Source organism: Candidatus Tisiphia endosymbiont of Beris chalybata, from assembly GCF_964026555.1.
Lineage (GTDB): Bacteria > Pseudomonadota > Alphaproteobacteria > Rickettsiales > Rickettsiaceae > Tisiphia.
Genome location: NZ_OZ032159.1, coordinates 1 through 18,836, shown reverse-complemented (window position 1 = coordinate 18,836; position 18,836 = coordinate 1). Strand labels below are relative to the sequence as shown.

General features: G+C 34.2%; 23 protein-coding genes. 14 read left to right on the top strand and 9 right to left on the bottom strand.

Annotated elements, in window-relative coordinates; genetic code table 11:
* Positions 1-2: 2 nt before the first annotated feature.
* The 6 genes from AAGD44_RS07750 to AAGD44_RS00090 all read left to right on the top strand — a co-directional run bounded on the left by AAGD44_RS07750 (position 3) and on the right by AAGD44_RS00090 (position 5,076).
* Positions 3-1,475 carry a poly(A) polymerase gene (locus AAGD44_RS07750; protein WP_410520983.1) on the top strand — a complete coding sequence of 491 codons (1,473 nt, stop codon included), beginning with the start codon at positions 3-5 and terminating at the stop codon, positions 1,473-1,475.
* Positions 1,459-2,289 (top strand): metal ABC transporter substrate-binding protein, encoded by an 831-nt coding sequence (locus AAGD44_RS00110; RefSeq protein WP_341764076.1) that lies wholly within the window; start codon positions 1,459-1,461, stop codon positions 2,287-2,289. The genes AAGD44_RS07750 and AAGD44_RS00110 overlap by 17 nt, the downstream gene beginning before the upstream one ends.
* Positions 2,274-2,975 carry a heme ABC transporter permease gene (locus tag AAGD44_RS00105; protein WP_341764075.1) on the top strand — a complete coding sequence of 234 codons (702 nt, stop codon included), beginning with the start codon at positions 2,274-2,276 and terminating at the stop codon, positions 2,973-2,975. Before AAGD44_RS00110 ends, AAGD44_RS00105 begins: the two co-directional genes overlap by 16 nt.
* A complete protein-coding gene (fdxA, locus tag AAGD44_RS00100; protein ID WP_341764074.1) occupies positions 2,972-3,298 on the top strand; it encodes a ferredoxin FdxA in 327 nt (108 codons plus the stop codon). The genes AAGD44_RS00105 and fdxA overlap by 4 nt, the downstream gene beginning before the upstream one ends.
* 238 nt (positions 3,299-3,536) lie before the next feature.
* On the top strand, positions 3,537-4,178 hold the full coding sequence (locus tag AAGD44_RS00095) for an outer membrane protein (RefSeq protein WP_341764073.1): 642 nt from the start codon (positions 3,537-3,539) through the stop codon (positions 4,176-4,178).
* A 196-nt stretch (positions 4,179-4,374) separates the two neighbouring features.
* Positions 4,375-5,076, top strand: coding sequence for an adhesin (locus AAGD44_RS00090; RefSeq protein ID WP_341764072.1), 702 nt, complete (start codon positions 4,375-4,377; stop codon positions 5,074-5,076).
* Positions 5,077-5,661: 585 nt separating this feature from the next.
* On the opposite strand, the gene AAGD44_RS00085 is transcribed toward AAGD44_RS00090, so the two are convergent.
* Positions 5,662-6,162 carry a transposase gene (locus tag AAGD44_RS00085; RefSeq protein WP_341764071.1) on the bottom strand — a complete coding sequence of 167 codons (501 nt, stop codon included), beginning with the start codon at positions 6,160-6,162 and terminating at the stop codon, positions 5,662-5,664.
* Positions 6,163-6,218: 56 nt separating this feature from the next.
* On the opposite strand from AAGD44_RS00085, the gene AAGD44_RS00080 reads away from it, so the two are divergent.
* Complete coding sequence (locus AAGD44_RS00080; RefSeq protein ID WP_341763779.1) at positions 6,219-6,425, top strand: palindromic element RPE1 domain-containing protein; 207 nt, start codon at positions 6,219-6,221, stop codon at positions 6,423-6,425.
* On the opposite strand, the gene AAGD44_RS00075 is transcribed toward AAGD44_RS00080, so the two are convergent.
* From AAGD44_RS00075 to AAGD44_RS00060, 4 genes are all read right to left on the bottom strand, one after another.
* Positions 6,331-6,948 (bottom strand): transposase, encoded by a 618-nt coding sequence (locus AAGD44_RS00075; RefSeq protein WP_341763778.1) that lies wholly within the window; start codon positions 6,946-6,948, stop codon positions 6,331-6,333. The two genes, AAGD44_RS00080 and AAGD44_RS00075, sit on opposite strands and share 95 nt — an antisense overlap.
* Positions 6,949-7,174: 226 nt before the next feature.
* A complete protein-coding gene (locus tag AAGD44_RS00070) occupies positions 7,175-7,345 on the bottom strand; it encodes an entericidin A/B family lipoprotein (protein WP_410520982.1) in 171 nt (56 codons plus the stop codon).
* 253 nt (positions 7,346-7,598) lie between these two features.
* On the bottom strand, positions 7,599-7,967 hold the full coding sequence (locus AAGD44_RS00065) for a palindromic element RPE1 domain-containing protein (RefSeq protein ID WP_341764070.1): 369 nt from the start codon (positions 7,965-7,967) through the stop codon (positions 7,599-7,601).
* Between the two features lie 557 nt (positions 7,968-8,524).
* Positions 8,525-9,973 (bottom strand): hypothetical protein, encoded by a 1,449-nt coding sequence (locus AAGD44_RS00060; protein ID WP_341764069.1) that lies wholly within the window; start codon positions 9,971-9,973, stop codon positions 8,525-8,527.
* Positions 9,974-10,396: 423 nt separating this feature from the next.
* Here AAGD44_RS00060 and AAGD44_RS00055 point away from each other — a divergent pair, with 423 nt between their 5' ends.
* The 4 genes from AAGD44_RS00055 to AAGD44_RS00040 are packed head-to-tail and all read left to right on the top strand — an operon-like array spanning position 10,397 to position 12,302.
* The gene (locus AAGD44_RS00055) at positions 10,397-10,555 is read left to right on the top strand and encodes a hypothetical protein (RefSeq protein WP_341764068.1); all 159 of its coding nucleotides are present in this window, start codon (positions 10,397-10,399) and stop codon (positions 10,553-10,555) included.
* Positions 10,556-10,605: 50 nt separating this feature from the next.
* Positions 10,606-10,986 carry a transposase gene (locus tag AAGD44_RS00050; protein ID WP_341764067.1) on the top strand — a complete coding sequence of 127 codons (381 nt, stop codon included), beginning with the start codon at positions 10,606-10,608 and terminating at the stop codon, positions 10,984-10,986.
* Entirely contained in the window at positions 10,983-11,117 is a 135-nt protein-coding gene (locus AAGD44_RS00045) for a hypothetical protein (RefSeq protein ID WP_341764066.1), read from the top strand. The genes AAGD44_RS00050 and AAGD44_RS00045 overlap by 4 nt, the downstream gene beginning before the upstream one ends.
* A 51-nt stretch (positions 11,118-11,168) precedes the next feature.
* The gene (locus AAGD44_RS00040) at positions 11,169-12,302 is read left to right on the top strand and encodes an ISAs1 family transposase (protein ID WP_341763596.1); all 1,134 of its coding nucleotides are present in this window, start codon (positions 11,169-11,171) and stop codon (positions 12,300-12,302) included.
* Here the strand turns inward: AAGD44_RS00040 and AAGD44_RS00035 are convergent.
* Complete coding sequence (locus AAGD44_RS00035) at positions 12,299-13,282, bottom strand: IS982 family transposase (protein WP_341763540.1); 984 nt, start codon at positions 13,280-13,282, stop codon at positions 12,299-12,301. The genes AAGD44_RS00040 and AAGD44_RS00035 overlap by 4 nt on opposite strands.
* A gap of 24 nt (positions 13,283-13,306) precedes the next feature.
* On the opposite strand from AAGD44_RS00035, the gene AAGD44_RS00030 reads away from it, so the two are divergent.
* From AAGD44_RS00030 to AAGD44_RS00020, 3 genes are all read left to right on the top strand, one after another.
* Positions 13,307-14,191 (top strand): IS982 family transposase, encoded by an 885-nt coding sequence (locus AAGD44_RS00030; RefSeq protein ID WP_341763539.1) that lies wholly within the window; start codon positions 13,307-13,309, stop codon positions 14,189-14,191.
* A 236-nt stretch (positions 14,192-14,427) separates the two neighbouring features.
* Positions 14,428-15,318 carry an IS982 family transposase gene (locus tag AAGD44_RS00025; protein WP_341763461.1) on the top strand — a complete coding sequence of 297 codons (891 nt, stop codon included), beginning with the start codon at positions 14,428-14,430 and terminating at the stop codon, positions 15,316-15,318.
* A gap of 39 nt (positions 15,319-15,357) precedes the next feature.
* A complete protein-coding gene (locus AAGD44_RS00020) occupies positions 15,358-15,504 on the top strand; it encodes a hypothetical protein (RefSeq protein WP_341763538.1) in 147 nt (48 codons plus the stop codon).
* On the opposite strand, the gene AAGD44_RS00015 is transcribed toward AAGD44_RS00020, so the two are convergent.
* The 3 genes from AAGD44_RS00015 to AAGD44_RS00005 form a co-directional block, all read right to left on the bottom strand.
* Positions 15,485-16,252, bottom strand: a complete 768-nt coding sequence (locus tag AAGD44_RS00015) for a tetratricopeptide repeat protein (protein ID WP_341763537.1) — start codon at positions 16,250-16,252, stop codon at positions 15,485-15,487. The two genes, AAGD44_RS00020 and AAGD44_RS00015, sit on opposite strands and share 20 nt — an antisense overlap.
* Before the next feature lie 30 nt (positions 16,253-16,282).
* The gene (locus AAGD44_RS00010; RefSeq protein ID WP_341763536.1) at positions 16,283-17,458 is read right to left on the bottom strand and encodes a hypothetical protein; all 1,176 of its coding nucleotides are present in this window, start codon (positions 17,456-17,458) and stop codon (positions 16,283-16,285) included.
* 98 nt (positions 17,459-17,556) lie between these two features.
* Complete coding sequence (locus AAGD44_RS00005) at positions 17,557-18,678, bottom strand: ISAs1 family transposase (RefSeq protein WP_341763535.1); 1,122 nt, start codon at positions 18,676-18,678, stop codon at positions 17,557-17,559.
* Positions 18,679-18,836 lie beyond the last annotated feature (158 nt).

Here is an 18,836-nt window from a genome sequence, read left to right as displayed (position 1 = left end):
ACATGCATATCTCCTGTAAACAGTTGATTATTCCCTCAAATTATTACCAGCAAATTTTATCCATATTGCAACAAGGGGGGGGAAGGGCTAGAGTTGTTGGAGGAGCAGTGCGAGACGCAATTTTAAATAGAAAAAATTATGATATTGATATAGCAACGAATTTATTACCACAACAGACAATAGAGATTTTAGGCAAGGCGAATATTAAGGTGCTTCCGACTGGCGAAAAATATGGTACAGTCACTGCTTTTTTCAATAAAGAAAAATTTGAAATTACAACTCTTAGAAAAGATGTACAAACTGATGGCAGGCACGCTAGTGTGATTTTTACAGATGACTTTTTTCAGGATGCTGCTAGGCGGGATTTTACTATTAATGCATTAAGCTATTGCCCATTTGAACATAAAATTTATGATTATTTTAATGGATTACAGGATCTGCAAGAGTCGAGGGTAATATTTATAGGTCAAGCACATAAAAGAATTCAGGAGGATTATTTACGGATTTTGCGGTTTTTCCGCTTTTCGTGTTATTACGCTAAACAGTTAGATCGTGATGGATTAAATGCATGTGTTGAATTAAAAACAAATTTGCATACCCTATCTAAAGAACGCATCAAATGGGAAATGGATAAGCTAGTTATGTCAGCTAATAGTCCTCATATTTTACAGCAAATGTTTAACTCCAGGATTCTACAGCTAATATTCCCTATTACTAAATTTGATCACAAAATATTGTTAAAAACTATACTCCTCTCAGATGATTTTGCTGCTAGGCTAGATGGAGCGAAGCCTATAGATAATAGGCGAGCATTGAGCAACGACGCATGCAAATTCATATCCAAGGAGTATATCAATCTTTCTAAGGAAATGGGTCCTCTCCAATTATATCATATATACTCCTTATTATTTGAGCATATTCATAACCTGCAGGTAAGTGATTTATTAGATTTAAAATTCTCGCGGCAAGAGGCAAGTAAAATTATTTCTATGATTAGGTTTATTAGAGCTCTTTCCAAACTCGCTACTACTAAGGAATTTTTAGGAGAAGCGAAGTCGAGTCGAGCTGCGTACATAGACGATTGTTACGGAACGGAGAGGAGTTCGACGACAAAATTATCAGTAGGAGTAGAATTTGGAAAGAGCTCTATTAACTCTGTACCCTTAGTAGTAGATACTAATATATTAAAAAAAATTTGGATAGAAGAGAATGATTATTTACAGCGCCTCAATATTTTAGTAGCGCTTGGTAGGTTAGAGATGGAAGTAGCGCAAGAATTTATTAAAGACTACTCATTAAGGCAGCGCCCAATATTTCCCCTAAATGGTCATGATTTGCATATGCAAAATATTCATGGTAAAGTTACTGGTAAATTTATAAGGATATTAAAGGAATTATGGATAGAAAGTGATTTTATGTTAACTAAAGAGCAATTACTTAATATGTTGGCAGATAAATATGAAAGCGATTATTAGCATTCTGATTGTGTTATTTACCTCCCATGCTTTGGCAAGTAGAGAACAAATTAAAATTGTCACTAGTATTACTCCCCTTGCAGCTATTATAGCAATGTTAGTTAAAGAACAGGCGGAAGTGATTTCTATTGCCAATAATAGCGGCTGCCCGCATCATTATAACCTAAAACCTAGTGATTTAGAAAAGATTCAAAATGCTGATATTGTATTCTATATCAATGAGCAGTTTGATGGTTTTATAGGAAAATTAATGAAGGGCTATAGTAAAAATATAGTTAAAATTAGTAATATGCCTGGATTAAATATTGTGAAAAATAACTCTTATAATAATTGGCATATTTGGCTAGATTTATATAATGTTCAAGTCTTATTAGAACAATTAGTCAAAATATTAGTAGAGCAATTTCCTGATATGAGGGTATATATTCATGAAAACCTAGCAAAATCAAAACAACAAATAGAAACCCTTAGTAAAATTAAAAAAGATCGATTATCTTTACTCTCAGACGTTATCTTACTTACTGATAGTTTGGAATATTTTTTTGATGATGCACAATATCGCGTAACAAAATTATATAATTCTAACCAAAAAAGCCTTAAATATATCAGTAATATAGAGCAAATATTAAGCGCCTCAAATAGTAAATGTTTAATAATAAGCCTTGATCAAAACTCAGCAGTTTATAAACACCTTAATGCTATTTTAGTAATAGTAGAAAGCGAAAATTGGCAGGTAGATAAAATGAGCGACGAGCTATTTTATCGCCAATATTTAAAAATAATTAATCAAGTGACTAAATGTTTAAATTACTAAATCCTTATTATTTTAGTAAGCTAGTACAATTTATGACTCCAATATTAGGGGTTTTAATGTTGTTAACAATGGGAATAGGCCTATACCAAGCTTTAATAGCTTCCCCAGCGGATTATCAGCAAGGTGAAATGGTGAGAATCATGTACATCCATGTCCCCGCTTCTTGGATGGCGCTAGGGATTTATACTTTTATGGCAATTTGCAGCTTAGTGAACGTGGTATGGAGAGTGCAATTGGCATTTTTAATGGCAGTGGCCAGTGCCCCTATTGGAGCGCTATTCTGCCTGATTAGCTTAGTCACCGGCTCTTTATGGGGTAAGCCTATTTGGGGTACTTGGTGGGTTTGGGATGCAAGGCTTACTTCTATGTTAATATTATTTTTACTATATTTAAGTTATATAGTAGTGGTTAATAGTGGGGATAATATAAGGCGTAGTGAAAAACCAGCTTCAGCAATTGCACTAATTGGTTTTATCAACATTCCTATAATTAAATTTTCGGTAAATATTTGGTATAGTTTACATCAGCCTGCAAGTATTTTAAGGTTAGAGGGACCCGCTATTCATAAAACTATGTTATGGCCATTAATGTTAATGTTTATAAGTACTATATTATATTTTTTGCTGGTTTTTGGCTTGCGATGTCGCGTGTTAATAGCCAAGCTTAGGGAACAAGAAAGCTTATGACTTATGTCGTGACTGATGAATGTATAAAATGTAAATATACTGACTGTGTGGAAGTATGTCCTGTTGATTGCTTTTATGAAGGGGAACTAATGTTAGTAATTAACCCTGATGAATGTATTGATTGTGGGGTGTGCGAAATTGAATGCCCAGTGAAAGCTATAAAACCTGAAGCAGAAGAGCTAATTGACTGGATAGAAAGAGCTAAATTTTTTTCTAATAAATGGCCCAGTATTCATGTTAAAAAGCCGGCTTTACCAGATGCTGACCATTATAAAGATGAAAAAAATAAGTTCGAAAAATATATGAGCTTTATAGTTACTTAAATGATAAACTGTACCAGATGAACTTATATTGTGATAAACTGTGTTGTTTCTGCAACATAGCAGGTTATTTCCAGCGTTGATTAATAATTTAGCTAATTTTTTATTTTGATAAGAGTAATATCATGCTATATATAACCGGGTTAAAGTAGCCAGAGAAATTTAAGAGCAATTTTTTGTTTCGCAGGTGTTGCTGAAAAGAGCAGAGAGCTCTTATTTTATAATTAAGGAGAAATAGATTATGAAAAAATTATTTTTAATCGCAGCAATAAGTACTACGCTTCTTACTTCTACTATATCGTTTGCAGAAGAGAATGAGTTTTATGTGAAAGCAGAGGCTGGGGCCAGCTTTCTCAATAAGATCAAAAATAAATTGTTTGATACAAAAATGACCTCTAAAGCTGTTGGAATTTTCGGCCTTGGAGCAGGTTATTATGTAATGGAGAATGTTAGGACTGACTTAACTCTCCATTTTCTTGCTAATCCTCAATTTAAAAAATCTACTGGTAAAAGTGGAGTGAATAATTCTGTAAAACATAAAGGAAAAGTAATGTCATTATTATTGAACGGTTATGTTGATTTATTTGACGGCGGGGTAGCTAAATTATTTGCTGGGGCAGGTATTGGTTGGAGTCAAGTAAAGGAAAAAATTCAGGGTCATATTGGTGGAGTAGACAGGTCATATTCTACCAAGAAAGCGAATAATTTTGCTTATCAGTTAACTGTAGGTGCTTCTGCTGATGTAGCTGAAGGTGTAGCAGCTGAGCTTTCATACAGATGGAGTGATTATGGGAAAACTAAAAAAGTAAAAGAAGAAAATTCTCTAGGTAACACTGGTTATAGAGGGCATAATGTAGTAGTTGGAATAAAATTTGATATATAATATGCCATTAGTTATGTCACATCTAGAAGAAAATATATCAATTTTTTCCTAACTTTTCTAGCTAAAAAGATTGGTATGTGTTAAATGTTAGTGACGATAGAGTAAAAAAATAGGTATTTACTTATATTTAAGAAATTAAAGTACTAATGTTTATTAAGTTTTTATTTAATAACAAATATTTAAGGAGAAATAAATTATGAAAAAATTACTTTTAATTGCGGCAACAAGTACGGCTCTTTTAACCTCTGTTTCAGCATTGGCTTGTGATGGTTGCGAACCTGAAGTAAAAGTAATGCCAGTTGCGACAGTTACTACCGTTACAACTGAAAACCAATTTTATGGAAAAATTGAAGGTGGAGTATCATTTTTAGATAGAACTAAAGATACTGCCTTTCAAGTTAAGATGAAAGGTAGACAGGCTGGAATTTTTGGCGTTGGTGCGGGTTATTATATAGATAATTTTAGAACAGATCTGACTTTTCACATGCTAGCAAATCCCGCATTGAAAAAATCTTTTGATTATCAAGGTGCGCCTCGATCTATAAAACACAAAGGCAAAGTGTTATCAGTATTGCTCAACGGTTATGTAGATTTATTTGATTTTAGCGGTGCCAAAATTTTCGCTGGAGCTGGCCTTGGTTGGGGTCAAGTGAAAGAAAAAATATTACTAGAGACAGCAGGGGCAGTTAACACTGCGTCTAGCAAAGTAAAGAATAATCTAGCTTACCAACTCAGTCTGGGTGGGACGGTAGATCTAAATGAGGGAGTAAAAGGAGAACTTTCTTATAGCTGGAGAGACTTTGGTAAAAGTAAGAAAGTAGTACTTGATAGCAAGGAAGGTGGTAAGACCGCTTATAGAGCGCATAATATAATGCTTGGCTTAAGATTTGGTATGTAACAAAATATAAAGTTATAGCCTGAGTTCGATATATAATGTTCGTAAATGAAGAGGTGGTACAAAGGTCAACTTCAAGAATTGGCGCTAGCACGTGGCAAAAGTTGAGCAGCACGCGTACTGATTCTCGTACGTGAGTGGCGCCGATCTTGAGAGGGAGCCGCCCGCCAATTCTTGAAGTCGACCGAGTATATATCCTCGTATATCGAACTCAATAATATTAGGCAACCTCATATTTCTCTTCTATTTCAAATCCAATTCTTTGATTAGCCCTCTTTCCTAGCTCACATCGAGCTAGGAAAGAGGGCTATTAATTCTTTCTCCTTCAAAGTCCTCATCTTATACTGTTGCTAAATAAAGAGTTGGTAGACCAGAGGTTAACTTTAAGTAAAGCTAGACACGTTAGCAAAGTCGAGCAGCACAACGTGTATATAGCTTAGGCTATTATGATACATACATGATAGTATGCGGGAAGCATAGTAGTTATGCATACTTGAAGATAAATACCCTGTACGCACCTTAATGGACTATACTATACTAGGTGAACTTCAAGAATTGGCGTCGTCGTGCCCTAAAGATCGAGGCTCCTCACACTAATATGTACGCTCCGGTGCGCGAGTACCCTACGATTTTTGTAGGGAGGCAGAGTAAGTAGTAAGAAGTTCTATTTTTGGAGGTATTAATAAGGTGCGTATTAGTTGAGTTACAGCTATTAATGATAGATTGATAAAAGATATTTTTAATATGATCAAACCCGTAAGTAAATAATGAAAATAATTGTTTTTCAGTGGTTTTTTGGAGTTTTATACGGATTGGGTTTAGTGAATTTTGTATTAAGCCATTCTTAACTATTAAAGCTGAAGCAATAGCAGTTACCACCAATAATTTTTTGAATCTATCCAAATTTACTAAGTGACTTTTTTCAATATCAAAGCCTCCGCTTTTGAGATGCTTAAACAACCGTTCGATGGACCAGCGGTACCTATATAAAGCGAAAATATCAACTTCGACCTCAATTGATGACACCAAAACCATCAGTTCATTTTTATCATTTCTATATGCAGCAAAATTGACTTTTCTATCCCACAATATTCCAGCACAAACCTTATATTTTAAGGCTTTGAGATCATTAAATATTAGACCTCTTGCATAACCTAAAGATAATTGAAGAATTTTTAGGAGAAACGAAGTCGAGTACCGCAGCGTACATAGACGTACGTGAGGAACAGAGAGGAGTTTCGACGACAAAATTACCAATTAGATTAGGTTATGCAAGAGGTCTATTTTTCCAATCGTTAAAGTTTTTAAACCTTTCTCAAGACGAATTTGGTGATCCGTTCTTAGGGGAATAGCAAATCTTATATGATTATCTATTAAGAAATTTAACCATTCTTTATTCATAAATTCTCGATCAGCAAGTAAATATTTTATTTTTTCAACCCCAAAATTGTCAATAAACTTCTGCAAAAATTCTTCCATAAATTCTTTAGAACAAGCTCCACCATGCGATAAAGAATGCCAATATATTGGCACTGATATCTTACCAATTACAATTACTAAAAACAAAATATTAATATCTGTTTTACCAAATTTCCAATTTGTTCGATCCATTGCTACAACATAATTTCCTACACCGAACAAGCTTAACAGTAATGATGCAACCTTCATATAATCAAAAGTAAATTCTTTTAACAATCGATAAATCCTATGGATTTTTGACGATGCTTTAGCATCACCTGAAATACCAAGCGCTAAACCCTTTGGGTCGATAGAACCTCCAGTTATTAAACTGATTATCATCCCAGACAAACATTTTAATCTTGATTTATTTCCGTCTATATATAAAATCAATTCTTGAAGTAGTATTTGGTGCATAGTTTCTCAAAAAATATCAACCTTATACTACTTCTTCCCTCCCTAAATCAACCCTCCAACCCAAAATCGTAGGGTACTATGGAATTTGACCCTCTTTGCTCTTCTTGAAGTTGACCTTCGTCTACCAACTCTTCAGGTACGAACAGTATATATATAAAAACTCAATTAATAATCCTAATATCTTTGTTTCCTAACTGCGGCTTTAGAGAGAAAAATCCCGTTTCTTCTATTTAGCTGGTTTGTGTGTTTCTGCAGAATGTTCTAATTTTTTACCTCCCGCTTGTAAATCTTTACCCATCCCTTGCATAGTATTACAAGAACTTAGCATAGTAGTTAATAATAACATAGTCATAAATGAGAGATGCATTAATGTACCTTTAATATAAAATTTAAACATAAGCTGAACATAATAAATTAATTGTTGTTTTTTTATAGAGAGCTACTGCCAGTGCAAATAGCCCTTATCACTTCATTGCTAACAAGTGGTAATTGGAGCAATGAGTCTAGGCTCAAATCCTCTCATACTCGTACACTTAAGTATAGCATAGACCATTAAGGTGCGTACAGGTATTTATCTTCAACTCTCATTCCGCTGCAAGGAGATAAAAATTGAGTAATTAATAGGCGATAAAAAAAAGGGTGGTAAAATTCTATAAATGGTTTAAATTTTTTTCTAACAATAATAGACCTCTTGCATAACCTAATCTAATTGGTAATTTTGTCGTCGAAACTCCTCTCTGTTCCTCACGTACGTCTATGTACGCTGCGGTACTCGACTTCGTTTCTCCTAAAAATTCTTCAATTATCTTTAGGTTATGCAAGAGGTCTACTAAAAGCACAGGTTTGGCCATATCGCTACCAGAAGACATCCTATTCCATATTTTGTAAATCTGGTTGTCCAGATCCGCCTCTATATCTTGGATAGTTTGTTTATCATAACCACATGCTCCACCTGCTTTTCGAACACTCTTCCAAGCATCCAAAACTTCAGTTTGAGTCACATTATATTGTCTTGACATTTTGTACCTTATCCTTCCTTGCGGTTGTTTAATCTTCCATGTCCCAAAAAGTAGAATCCTTCGCTCCAGCTTATTTCTAAGTCTTCATCACTACTACTTTTCTATCCGCCCCATCTACTGGAAGATAAACATAGATGGTTCCCAAGTTCTATGCGATTCCCTAACTCAAGTTCGTGCCATTTCTATACCGTCTGTCATTGACCCAAAACACACATTACCGGTCAATCTTATCCCAAAGACCGTTCAGACTCCTTGGTTTTGACAGAAAAAAAACGTGTTTTCGATACCTCTTCAATGGTTCACTCTCGTTCACCTCCTTGAGTCCTACGTGACGACCTGCGTCGCCTTTTCCACATCCGCTCAACACCATCTCCTTGAAAGAGACAGCACCGTGAGGTCGTTTGAGATCTGCTCGTGCTAACCGATCTCGGTGGGCCTACCACCATGAATCACTAAGCATCCAACTATTTCCATAGTTAGTTCTTGGCACACTGAACGGTCACGAATTCCATTAGTTCGAGGACTATATGCTTTGGTTCGGGAATAATCTACAATTTTTATCCTCGTGTAGGAGGTCCCTGCTTATTACTCTGCTTATTACTGTGTAGTGTTGAAGGCACGATAGAACTCTTACTTACAGGGGGCTGTTTATTAGGTGCTACATATGAGCTAACTGTTTGAGTAATCGCTTTTAAATTGTTATGCATGTTGCTAGCATTTGTGAATATTTGAACAGATTGACGATACTCTTTCTGTGCTTCTTGAAATTTATCAGGAATATTATTCCCTAATCCTTCTCCTGCCGTTATGTTCTCTCCTAGAGTTTTGTAGAGTCCATACAATAGTGCATTCCCTATATATTTAAGGGCGTTATCTATAACATTTCTTAATTCTTCCAATTTATGCTTAGGGTTATTCAGCTCTTTCTGTGTGCTTATACACCAATTCTTTAACTCCTCAAGTCCTTGCGTAAAAACTTTTTCTTTCACCCTACCCCTAATATTATAATCGTTACAGTTACCAAGCGGTGTAAGCAATTCAGGAAACTCTTTTCTAATACTAGGGGCAATAGTAGACTGGTTCTTAAGCGATTGTTTGATTAATTCTACTTTCTTTTTAAATTTAACAGCATTAGATGCACCTATGTCTTGACCCAAATTTTGCTTATTTGCTATTGTTTCAAGATTAGTAATAATATCTTCTATTACTTGATATTGAGATTGTATTTCCTGCCAATTTTTTCTATCCAACCCCTGGGTTTTTAATTTATCATCCATTTTTTGCTTAAGCTCATCAGCTCGTCCCTTAGGCATATCAGTAGTAAGTTTATCATAAATATTTGCTAACTTTATTATGATCTCATCATTTATCACTTGTTCTTTTTGACCCCACGGCCCTTTAGACCTAGTCAAAAATTCGTCAAATGTCTTTAGATAATTATCCGTACCTGCCCCCTCCAACATATTAATAGGAATCTCAACATTATGCAACATTTTCGTATTGCGTATGTCTTGTTTTATTTGTGGCATTAAACCAGCTAAAAGTGGGCCATATTGCTTCAGTGTGTTTTCGATTTCATTGAACAAACTTTCATTTTCTTGGGTAGTTGGTATTCTATCGTGATAATTCTCCAATGGAATATCACACCCCCCTAATACTCGATCGGTATATTCTTTAATGAATTCAGCTCTACCCGCAGGAGTCTCTTTCCCTATGACATTTTTTTCAATAGCGTCCACTAGTGTTGTAATATTATTAGTTAGTGGTTTGTAGCGTTGCAATAATTTATTAAATTCATTAGCATAAATCTCCATATTGGAATTCGCTTGTTCTCCAACTGGGCCATAAAGGTTAGCCACTTTTAACAATGGATTTGTCATGTTTCTTATATCATCTTTAAGGCTATCATCTATTTTTAAGCTTTGCTTATCAAAGATACTTGTTACCGCTTCAAATACTAAACGATGCTGTTCTTCATCCTTCTTGGCCCGCTCTATATCTTCCATTATATCCTCCACTTAACTTATGATGAATACCCTATCCTTTTTAAAACTAGTTACCATAATTGTGATTACCTATATTACATCTATAGTTAACACGGAAAGGTTTTTACCATAGTTTGAGTAATTGCCTGACAAAAGTTTTCATATTGTTGATCAATAATTTTACCCAAACTATGGTAAAAACCTTTCCAGAATAGCTATATTTGTATTATGTAAGTCAATCAAAACAAAAGTATCACCTAGAACATGAAGATTCAAGTACTAAGTAGAACAGAACCTATAAATTTCCTGCCCAAATTTGTTAGTGTAACAAATTTGCTGTAAAATTGCATTAGGTAGGCGGAGCAAGATAGGTGTAACAGTTGTTGCAAAGCGATAGCCCATATTTTATCTTTTGAAGTGAAAAAAACCAAGAAGAGATAGAATATGTACTATCAAGAAAAGAATAACACAATGGAATCATTAATGGCAACAATTAGTGAGAAGGAATTTGAAGGTATGAGCGAAGCTTTTCAAATTCTTATGAATGAGGCAATGAAAATAGAAAAGGGTAGATTTCTAGACACTGTTAACAAAGGTGTATAAATATTAAAAGAATATGCTATATTATACAGGAAAGAACAAGGAGAGATTTAATGGATCAACGTTTGTTTCCTGTAGAGCAAAGATTTTTTGAAAAAGAAATACAACCAATTATAGAGAAGAATTATATTTGGAAGGGACGGCCACCAAAAATTAGTCATTATAAGGTATTTTGTGGAATAATGTATGTACTAAGAACTGGGATACCATGGAGAGATTTACCAAAATGTTATGGATGTTGGCATACAATCTATCAACGTGTTAAAAGGGGTAGTGAGAAAGGAATATGGTGGAAGATTCTAATGATATTACAACAAAGTAAAAAGTTGCTGATTAATATAGTAATTGCTGATAGTACAATATTTAAACTGCATCGACATGGTGGCGGTTTAAAAGGGGGATCCAAAGCAAGGGAAAAAGTAAGGGTGGTATGAGCACAAAATTACACTTTGTTATGACTATAGTAGGACATATAATAGAAGGGTTTCTAACAGGTGGTAATAGGAATGATATTGCCATACAGCATAATCGCAGGGCTGCCTCATATAAAAAATTATATAAGTAATATTGAATAAAAATTATTATAGTAGTGGTTACAAATAAGTGAGTGGTAACCATGAGAGAAGAAGAATTACGAGAAAGTTTTGAAGACTTTATTAATGGAATAAATGATCATAGAGTTGATAGGAATAAGCTTCATAGTGTGGAGGAGATTTTATTTTTGACTTTAACTGCAATTATTTGTGGAGCAGAAGGTTGGCGAGATATTGAACGATTTGGCAGGTTAAAATTAGAATTTTTACGTACGGTGTTTCCATATGCTAATGGAATTCCTTCTGACGATACGTTACGACGTTTTTTTCGAGTACTTGATCCTAAAACATTCAGCACATGCTTTACCGTTTGGGCAAGTAGCTTAAAACTTCCAAGTAGCACACATATAGCTATAGATGGGAAAGTGTCTCGTCATACATTCGATGGTGATAAGAATCCATTACATATGGTATCAGCTTTTGCTAGTGAATGTCGAACAGTGTTAGCACAAGAGAAAGTATCTGATAAAAGTAATGAAATTACAGCAATACCTAAATTACTTGGTATTCTAGACATAAAAGGAGCTATTGTTACCATTGATGCTATGGGCTGTCAAAGAGAGATTGCCCAAGCAATTATCGATAAAGAAGCAGATTACATACTATCATTAAAAGGTAATCAAGGAAATTTACACCAAGATATTAAGTTAGTATTTGCAGATAAAGAGTTGCTGAATGAATTGTCAGTTGATATCAATCAAACAACTGACGGAAGTGAGCATGGACGTATTGAAGAACGGATTTATCGAGCTGTTACTATGCCACAAGAATTACAGGAGCAACATAATTGGCCGGAGCTTAAGACAATTATAGAGGTTATAAGTAAACGAGAAATAAAAGGAGTTTTATCTGAAGAAACAAGATATTACATTAGCTCTTTAGAGCAAGAAGCAGTAAAAATCGGTATGGCAATCCGATCTCATTGGGCTATTGAGAATAGTGTGCACTGGATTTTGGATGTTAGTTTTAGAGATGATGATTCACGTATTAGAAAAGGTAATGCTCCTCAAAATATAGCTATTATTAAACACATGGCATTGAATGTATTACAGAAGGCTAAGCAAAAAAGGGATTCTATCAAGCAGCTTAGAAAAGCAGCTGGTTGGGATAATAATCAACTACTCACTATCTTAACGCCATGTTCGACTTTTTTTTAGCAGGTAACTAATTTTTCGAGTTGTGTTGGCACAAGTTTTAAAGACTTTGTCAAAAATGTAGCAATAGTATGAGCAAGTAATTTTCTAGCGATGCGAGATTGTAGATGCCAGTAACTCTTAACTCTGATAGCATTAATAGCAAAACGTTCTGTAAGCTGACCAATAACAGTTTCAATTAAACGACGAGTAGCAGTAATCCATTTAAGGAAATTCTTGGATCTATTATCCTTCATATTCTTTTTTAAAGGTGTTTGTAAATCAATGTTTTTGGTGGCCAATTCATCTTTTAAATCCTGACCAAGATAGCCTTTATCGCCCAGTACCATGCCACTAATATTAGGAGACATTACTTGCAGAGCTTCACGTTCAGACCCATTAGCAGGAGTTATCATGAATCCAGCTATTCGACCTTCTTCATTAATTAATACGTGTCCTAGAAAACCGTAATAATAGCTATCTTTCGAAGCGCAGTACCCATAGTCAGCGTATTCCTTAAAACATCGCCCTCTCGTTGCTCGGGCCAAATTTATTACAGGAATCGGTACCCCATCTATCATATGCAGATCTGATTTGCTTGCACTCTTAAACAAGTCGGCAAGCAGCATGTTCTTAATAGATAAAAGACCGCTACATTGCTTCACATAAGACGGTCTACTCTTTAGATTGGGAAACCATTCTTGAAAATGACGTTTAAAATATTCCCATATCTGCTTGTCTTGGTGCAAACCGATAAATTCTCCCACCACTTCCATTGTTAATGCTTCCACGTCACTTAAGCAAGGTGGAAATCCTGCTTTCCTTACTTTGATATTTTTGGTTATTATAGTCATTTTTTCTTCTATGAAACAATACACAGTAATGATAAACTCTTCTAACGTTAATTCTGGATAAGGGGAATATGGGAGGATAATAGATAATAAACGCCATGTTCGACTTTTTTTTAAGATTGACAAAAGAATAGGATAGCCTAATAAGGTCATAGTTCAATTATCGAGAAAGAAGCTATGACCCTAGAAGAGTTTATCATTACTGTGTATTGTTTCATAGAAGAAAAAATGACTATAATAACCAAAAATATCAAAGTAAGGAAAGCAGGATTTCCACCTTGCTTAAGTGACGTGGAAGCATTAACAATGGAAGTGGTGGGAGAATTTATCGGTTTGCACCAAGACAAGCAGATATGGGAATATTTTAAACGTCATTTTCAAGAATGGTTTCCCAATCTAAAGAGTAGACCGTCTTATGTGAAGCAATGTAGCGGTCTTTTATCTATTAAGAACATGCTGCTTGCCGACTTGTTTAAGAGTGCAAGCAAATCAGATCTGCATATGATAGATGGGGTACCGATTCCTGTAATAAATTTGGCCCGAGCAACGAGAGGGCGATGTTTTAAGGAATACGCTGACTATGGGTACTGCGCTTCGAAAGATAGCTATTATTACGGTTTTCTAGGACACGTATTAATTAATGAAGAAGGTCGAATAGCTGGATTCATGATAACTCCTGCTAATGGGTCTGAACGTGAAGCTCTGCAAGTAATGTCTCCTAATATTAGTGGCATGGTACTGGGCGATAAAGGCTATCTTGGTCAGGATTTAAAAGATGAATTGGCCACCAAAAACATTGATTTACAAACACCTTTAAAAAAGAATATGAAGGATAATAGATCCAAGAATTTCCTTAAATGGATTACTGCTACTCGTCGTTTAATTGAAACTGTTATTGGTCAGCTTACAGAACGTTTTGCTATTAATGCTATCAGAGTTAAGAGTTACTGGCATCTACAATCTCGCATCGCTAGAAAATTACTTGCTCATACTATTGCTACATTTTTGACAAAGTCTTTAAAACTTGTGCCAACACAACTCGAAAAATTAGTTACCTGCTAAAAAAAAGTCGAACATGGCGTTAAGATAGTCATTTTTTCTTCTATGAAACAATACACAGTAATGATAAACTCTTCTAGGGTCATAGCTTCTTTCTCGATAATTGAACTATGACCTTATTAGTCTATCCTATTCTTTTGTCAATCTTAAAAAAAAGTCGAACATGGCGTATAATAAGGATTGCCAAGGGAGGCAACCTACAGTATTGAAGTTTTTGAACAAAAAAACAAACTGTAGGCATGAAGAAAGATATCACAGAATTATATAGTTTTATAGATGATTTTTGTAAAATTTATCTTGAATATGAAAAGAGCAAATTATTACCATCCAATAAGCAGAGAGATCGCGCTTGTAATATGAGTTTAAGCGAAATGTTAACAATAATAATTATGTTTCATACATCGCATGCTAAGAACTTTAAATTTTTCTATAAAACTTACGTCGAATATTTACATAAGAACGACTTCCCTAGCGCCCTAAGCTATAACAGATTTGTTGCTTTAATGCCGCGATTATTCATGCCCTTAAATATGTTGATTCATTTATTATTTGGGCAAGAAACAGGTATTTATTTTATTGACTCTACAACAATTAAAGCTTGTCACAATAAACGACGCTATAGTAATAAAGTTTTTAAAGGATTAGCCAAACATAGTAAATCCTCTATGGGATATTTTTATGGCTTTAAATTACATTTAATAATTAATAACCAAGGAGAAATTATGGCATTAAAAGTGACTAATGGTAATGTAGATGATAGAGTTCCGGTAGCGCAATTAACTAAAGGATTAACTGGCATTATGGCCGCTGACAAGGGATATATCAAGCAAAATTTGTTTTTAAATTTATATGAAAGAGGCTTAAAAATGATTCATGGAATTAAGAAAAATATGGCGAATAAATTAATGGATTTAAAGGAAAAAATCTTGCTTCGAAAACGAAACTTAATTGAAACAGTTTTTGATTTTTTAAAAAATAAAATGAATCTTGAACATACAAGACATAGATCTCCTATTAATGCTTTTGTTCATATTCTTTCTACCCTAGTTGCTTATTCTCTAAAAAAAACTAAACCTTCCACAAAACTTGACTTTAATCTATATATTCATAACTCTCTTATCCAGAATTAACGTTTCTAGGGTCATAGCTTCTTTCTCGATAATTGAACTATGACCTTATTAGGCTATCCTATTCTTTTGTCAATCTTAAAAAAAAGTCGAACATGGCGTTATTATAGCGATTTTAGCCATTTTCTTAAGGCTACACGCGCGGTTAATCTATTAGTAGATAAAAAATTTACTTTGACAACGATTTAGCTTTATTAAATAATTCTGTAGCGTCCTTAGATTTTCCAAGTTTTTGTAATACTTGACCTTTTTCTTGATAACTTTCAGTAAGTTCAGGTTTGTATTGTATAGCCAGGTCAAAATTTTCTATAGCTTCTTGGTATCTTCCTAACTTTATTAAAGATATACCCTTGTTATAATATGTCGGTGCATCATTAGGTTGGTATTTAATTGCTAAATTATAATTTTCTATAGCTTCTTGATATTGCCCTAACCTTTCAAAAGCTACTCCCTTGTTGTGATAGGCATTTGAATAATCAGGTTGGTATTTTATAGCTATGTTATAATTTTCTATAGCTGCATGTTGTTTTCCTAATTCTGATAAAGCATGTCCTTTTTCTAAATAGCTTTCCACATAATTAGGTTGATATTTAATAGCGAGATCAAAATTCTCTATAGCTTTTTGATATTTTTCTAAGTGTAATAAACAACATCCTCTTTCCAAGTAGCTTTCTGCATAATCATGTTTATGTTTAATGGCTAGGTCAAAATTTTCTATGGCATCTTGATATTTTTTAAATCTTTTAAAAGCTATTCCTTTATCATAATAGGATTTTGCAGCAGTGAGATCAGAATCGTTAGTTAAATCCTGATCTTGGATATTTTGTTGCAGTCTATGTTTGTTAGTAACCTCTTGGTTTAAAGATTCTTTGGCGGTTACAATTGTTATATTAAATAATAGCAATGACAGGATAGTTACAACTAACTTTTTTATCATACTCATAAATTACTTTTTATTTTTAAAATATTAATTTTTATTATCCTTGTTATTGCTTAAAGGCAAAGTAATATTTTGCTTTTTGATAGCATCTGTATTTAACCTCATATTATCCACTACTCGTCCCGCAGTTCTAACAATTGTTGAATTGCTGGTTTGATCAAATTGCTCTTTTAATTTGTTACTATCATCCTTGATATCAACAGTCGTAATTTCAAGATCTACTGCTTTCTCTCTTTCTGAGCTGGACAATTGATTGTCAAGTATTTCATCTACATTTTGACTATACAATTTTTTGCCTTTATTTAAATCAGATTTTACTGATTCGGCTAATGCTTTTGATGCACCTGTGCTATCTGTCACAGTAGCTTGCTCTTGTAATCTATTATTTGATTCTAGATAGTTGGTTTTCAGGTCCTCTTGTGTTGTCATTGGTGTATTGTTAATGATAGAATCAATTGACTGTAGATCTTTAACTTGAGGGTGACTATCGTTCCAATTACTTTGGGGTAATGGTTTATTTATACCAACTACTTCTTGTGCTATGTTCATAGCTTCATGACTGTGGTGGCTTGCCCATCTAGCTGCTTGTTCCTTGCTGGTTACTCCTGGGATATTTCGAGCAATAATTGCTTGTAAAACTGGTTCATTCATGTTGCGGTCAATAGTAGCGGAGTTACTCTCAACATAGTTTCTTTGGTTGGATAATTGTTGCATTGTTTGCGTTGTTTTAGCTATTTCTCTACTAACTGATTGTTGTTCATTCCAGGTACTAATTAAATCTTGGCCTAATGATCTAACTTCATCATTGCTAGTACTAATCCGATTATCTCTTTGAGCTGATTTTACTTTTTCTAAAGCATCATTATAGGCTTTTTGTTTGCTTGCTGATGTATCATAGGCTTCAGTTTTACTATTATTAGCACCTACTCCTCCACCTGCATTAACAACTCCTAAATTTAACCCTAAACTTGCATTAGTACTAGTAGAGGTTTCTTTTCTTTCACTACTACCGTAATTTTCGTTAAGAGATTGCCCTTGTAAAATAGATTCTTTGATCGCTTGATTTTCACTAAATGAAAAACCTTTAATCATTGAATCACTTTGGGCCCATTTTAAGGTCAGACTCTCGGATTGTCTTTGTTCTTGAGAATTAAGTTCACTCGATCTATTAGTTAATGACCCCATTTTACTTTGCGCAGTCATAAACTGGCTTTGAAGACTATCTGACCAAAGCTGAGAGGAACGAAAATTAGTTACCAGCGAGTCAACAGATTCAGTAATAAACTGCAGGGCTGCCGCACTTAAATATACTGTAAGATAGTGAGTAGTTGATTATTATCCCAACCAGCTGCTTTTCTAAGCTGCTTGATAGAATCCCTTTTTTGCTTAGCCTTCTGTAATACATTCAATGCCATGTGTTTAATAATAGCTATATTTTGAGGAGCATTACCTTTTCTAATACGTGAATCATCATCTCTAAAACTAACATCCAAAATCCAGTGCACACTATTCTCAATAGCCCAATGAGATCGGATTGCCATACCGATTTTTACTGCTTCTTGCTCTAAAGAGCTAATGTAATATCTTGTTTCTTCAGATAAAACTCCTTTTATTTCTCGTTTACTTATAACCTCTATAATTGTCTTAAGCTCCGGCCAATTATGTTGCTCCTGTAATTCTTGTGGCATAGTAACAGCTCGATAAATCCGTTCTTCAATACGTCCATGCTCACTTCCGTCAGTTGTTTGATTGATATCAACTGACAATTCATTCAGCAACTCTTTATCTGCAAATACTAACTTAATATCTTGGTGTAAATTTCCTTGATTACCTTTTAATGATAATATGTAATCTGCTTCTTTATCGATAATTGCTTGGGCAATCTCTCTTTGACAGCCCATAGCATCAATGGTAACAATAGCTCCTTTTATGTCTAGAATACCAAGTAATTTAGGTATTGCTGTAATTTCATTACTTTTATCAGATACTTTCTCTTGTGCTAACACTGTTCGACATTCACTAGCAAAAGCTGATACCATATGTAATGGATTCTTATCACCATCGAATGTATGACGAGACACTTTCCCATCTATAGCTATATGTGTGCTACTTGGAAGTTTTAAGCTACTTGCCCAAACGGTAAAGCATGTGCTGAATGTTTTAGGATCAAGTACTCGAAAAAAACGTCGTAACGTATCGTCAGAAGGAATTCCATTAGCATATGGAAACACCGTACGTAAAAATTCTAATTTTAACCTGCCAAATCGTTCAATATCTCGCCAACCTTCTGCTCCACAAATAATTGCAGTTAAAGTCAAAAATAAAATCTCCTCCACACTATGAAGCTTATTCCTATCAACTCTATGATCATTTATTCCATTAATAAAGTCTTCAAAACTTTCTCGTAATTCTTCTTCTCTCATGGTTACCACTCACTTATTTGTAACCACTACTATAATAATTTTTATTCAATATTACTTATATAATTTTTTATATGAGGCAGCCCTGATATTATGCTCATACCTTAAGTCAGAGCAGCATATATTGAGCATAAAAACCACCAAGCACCATAACTTTTCAT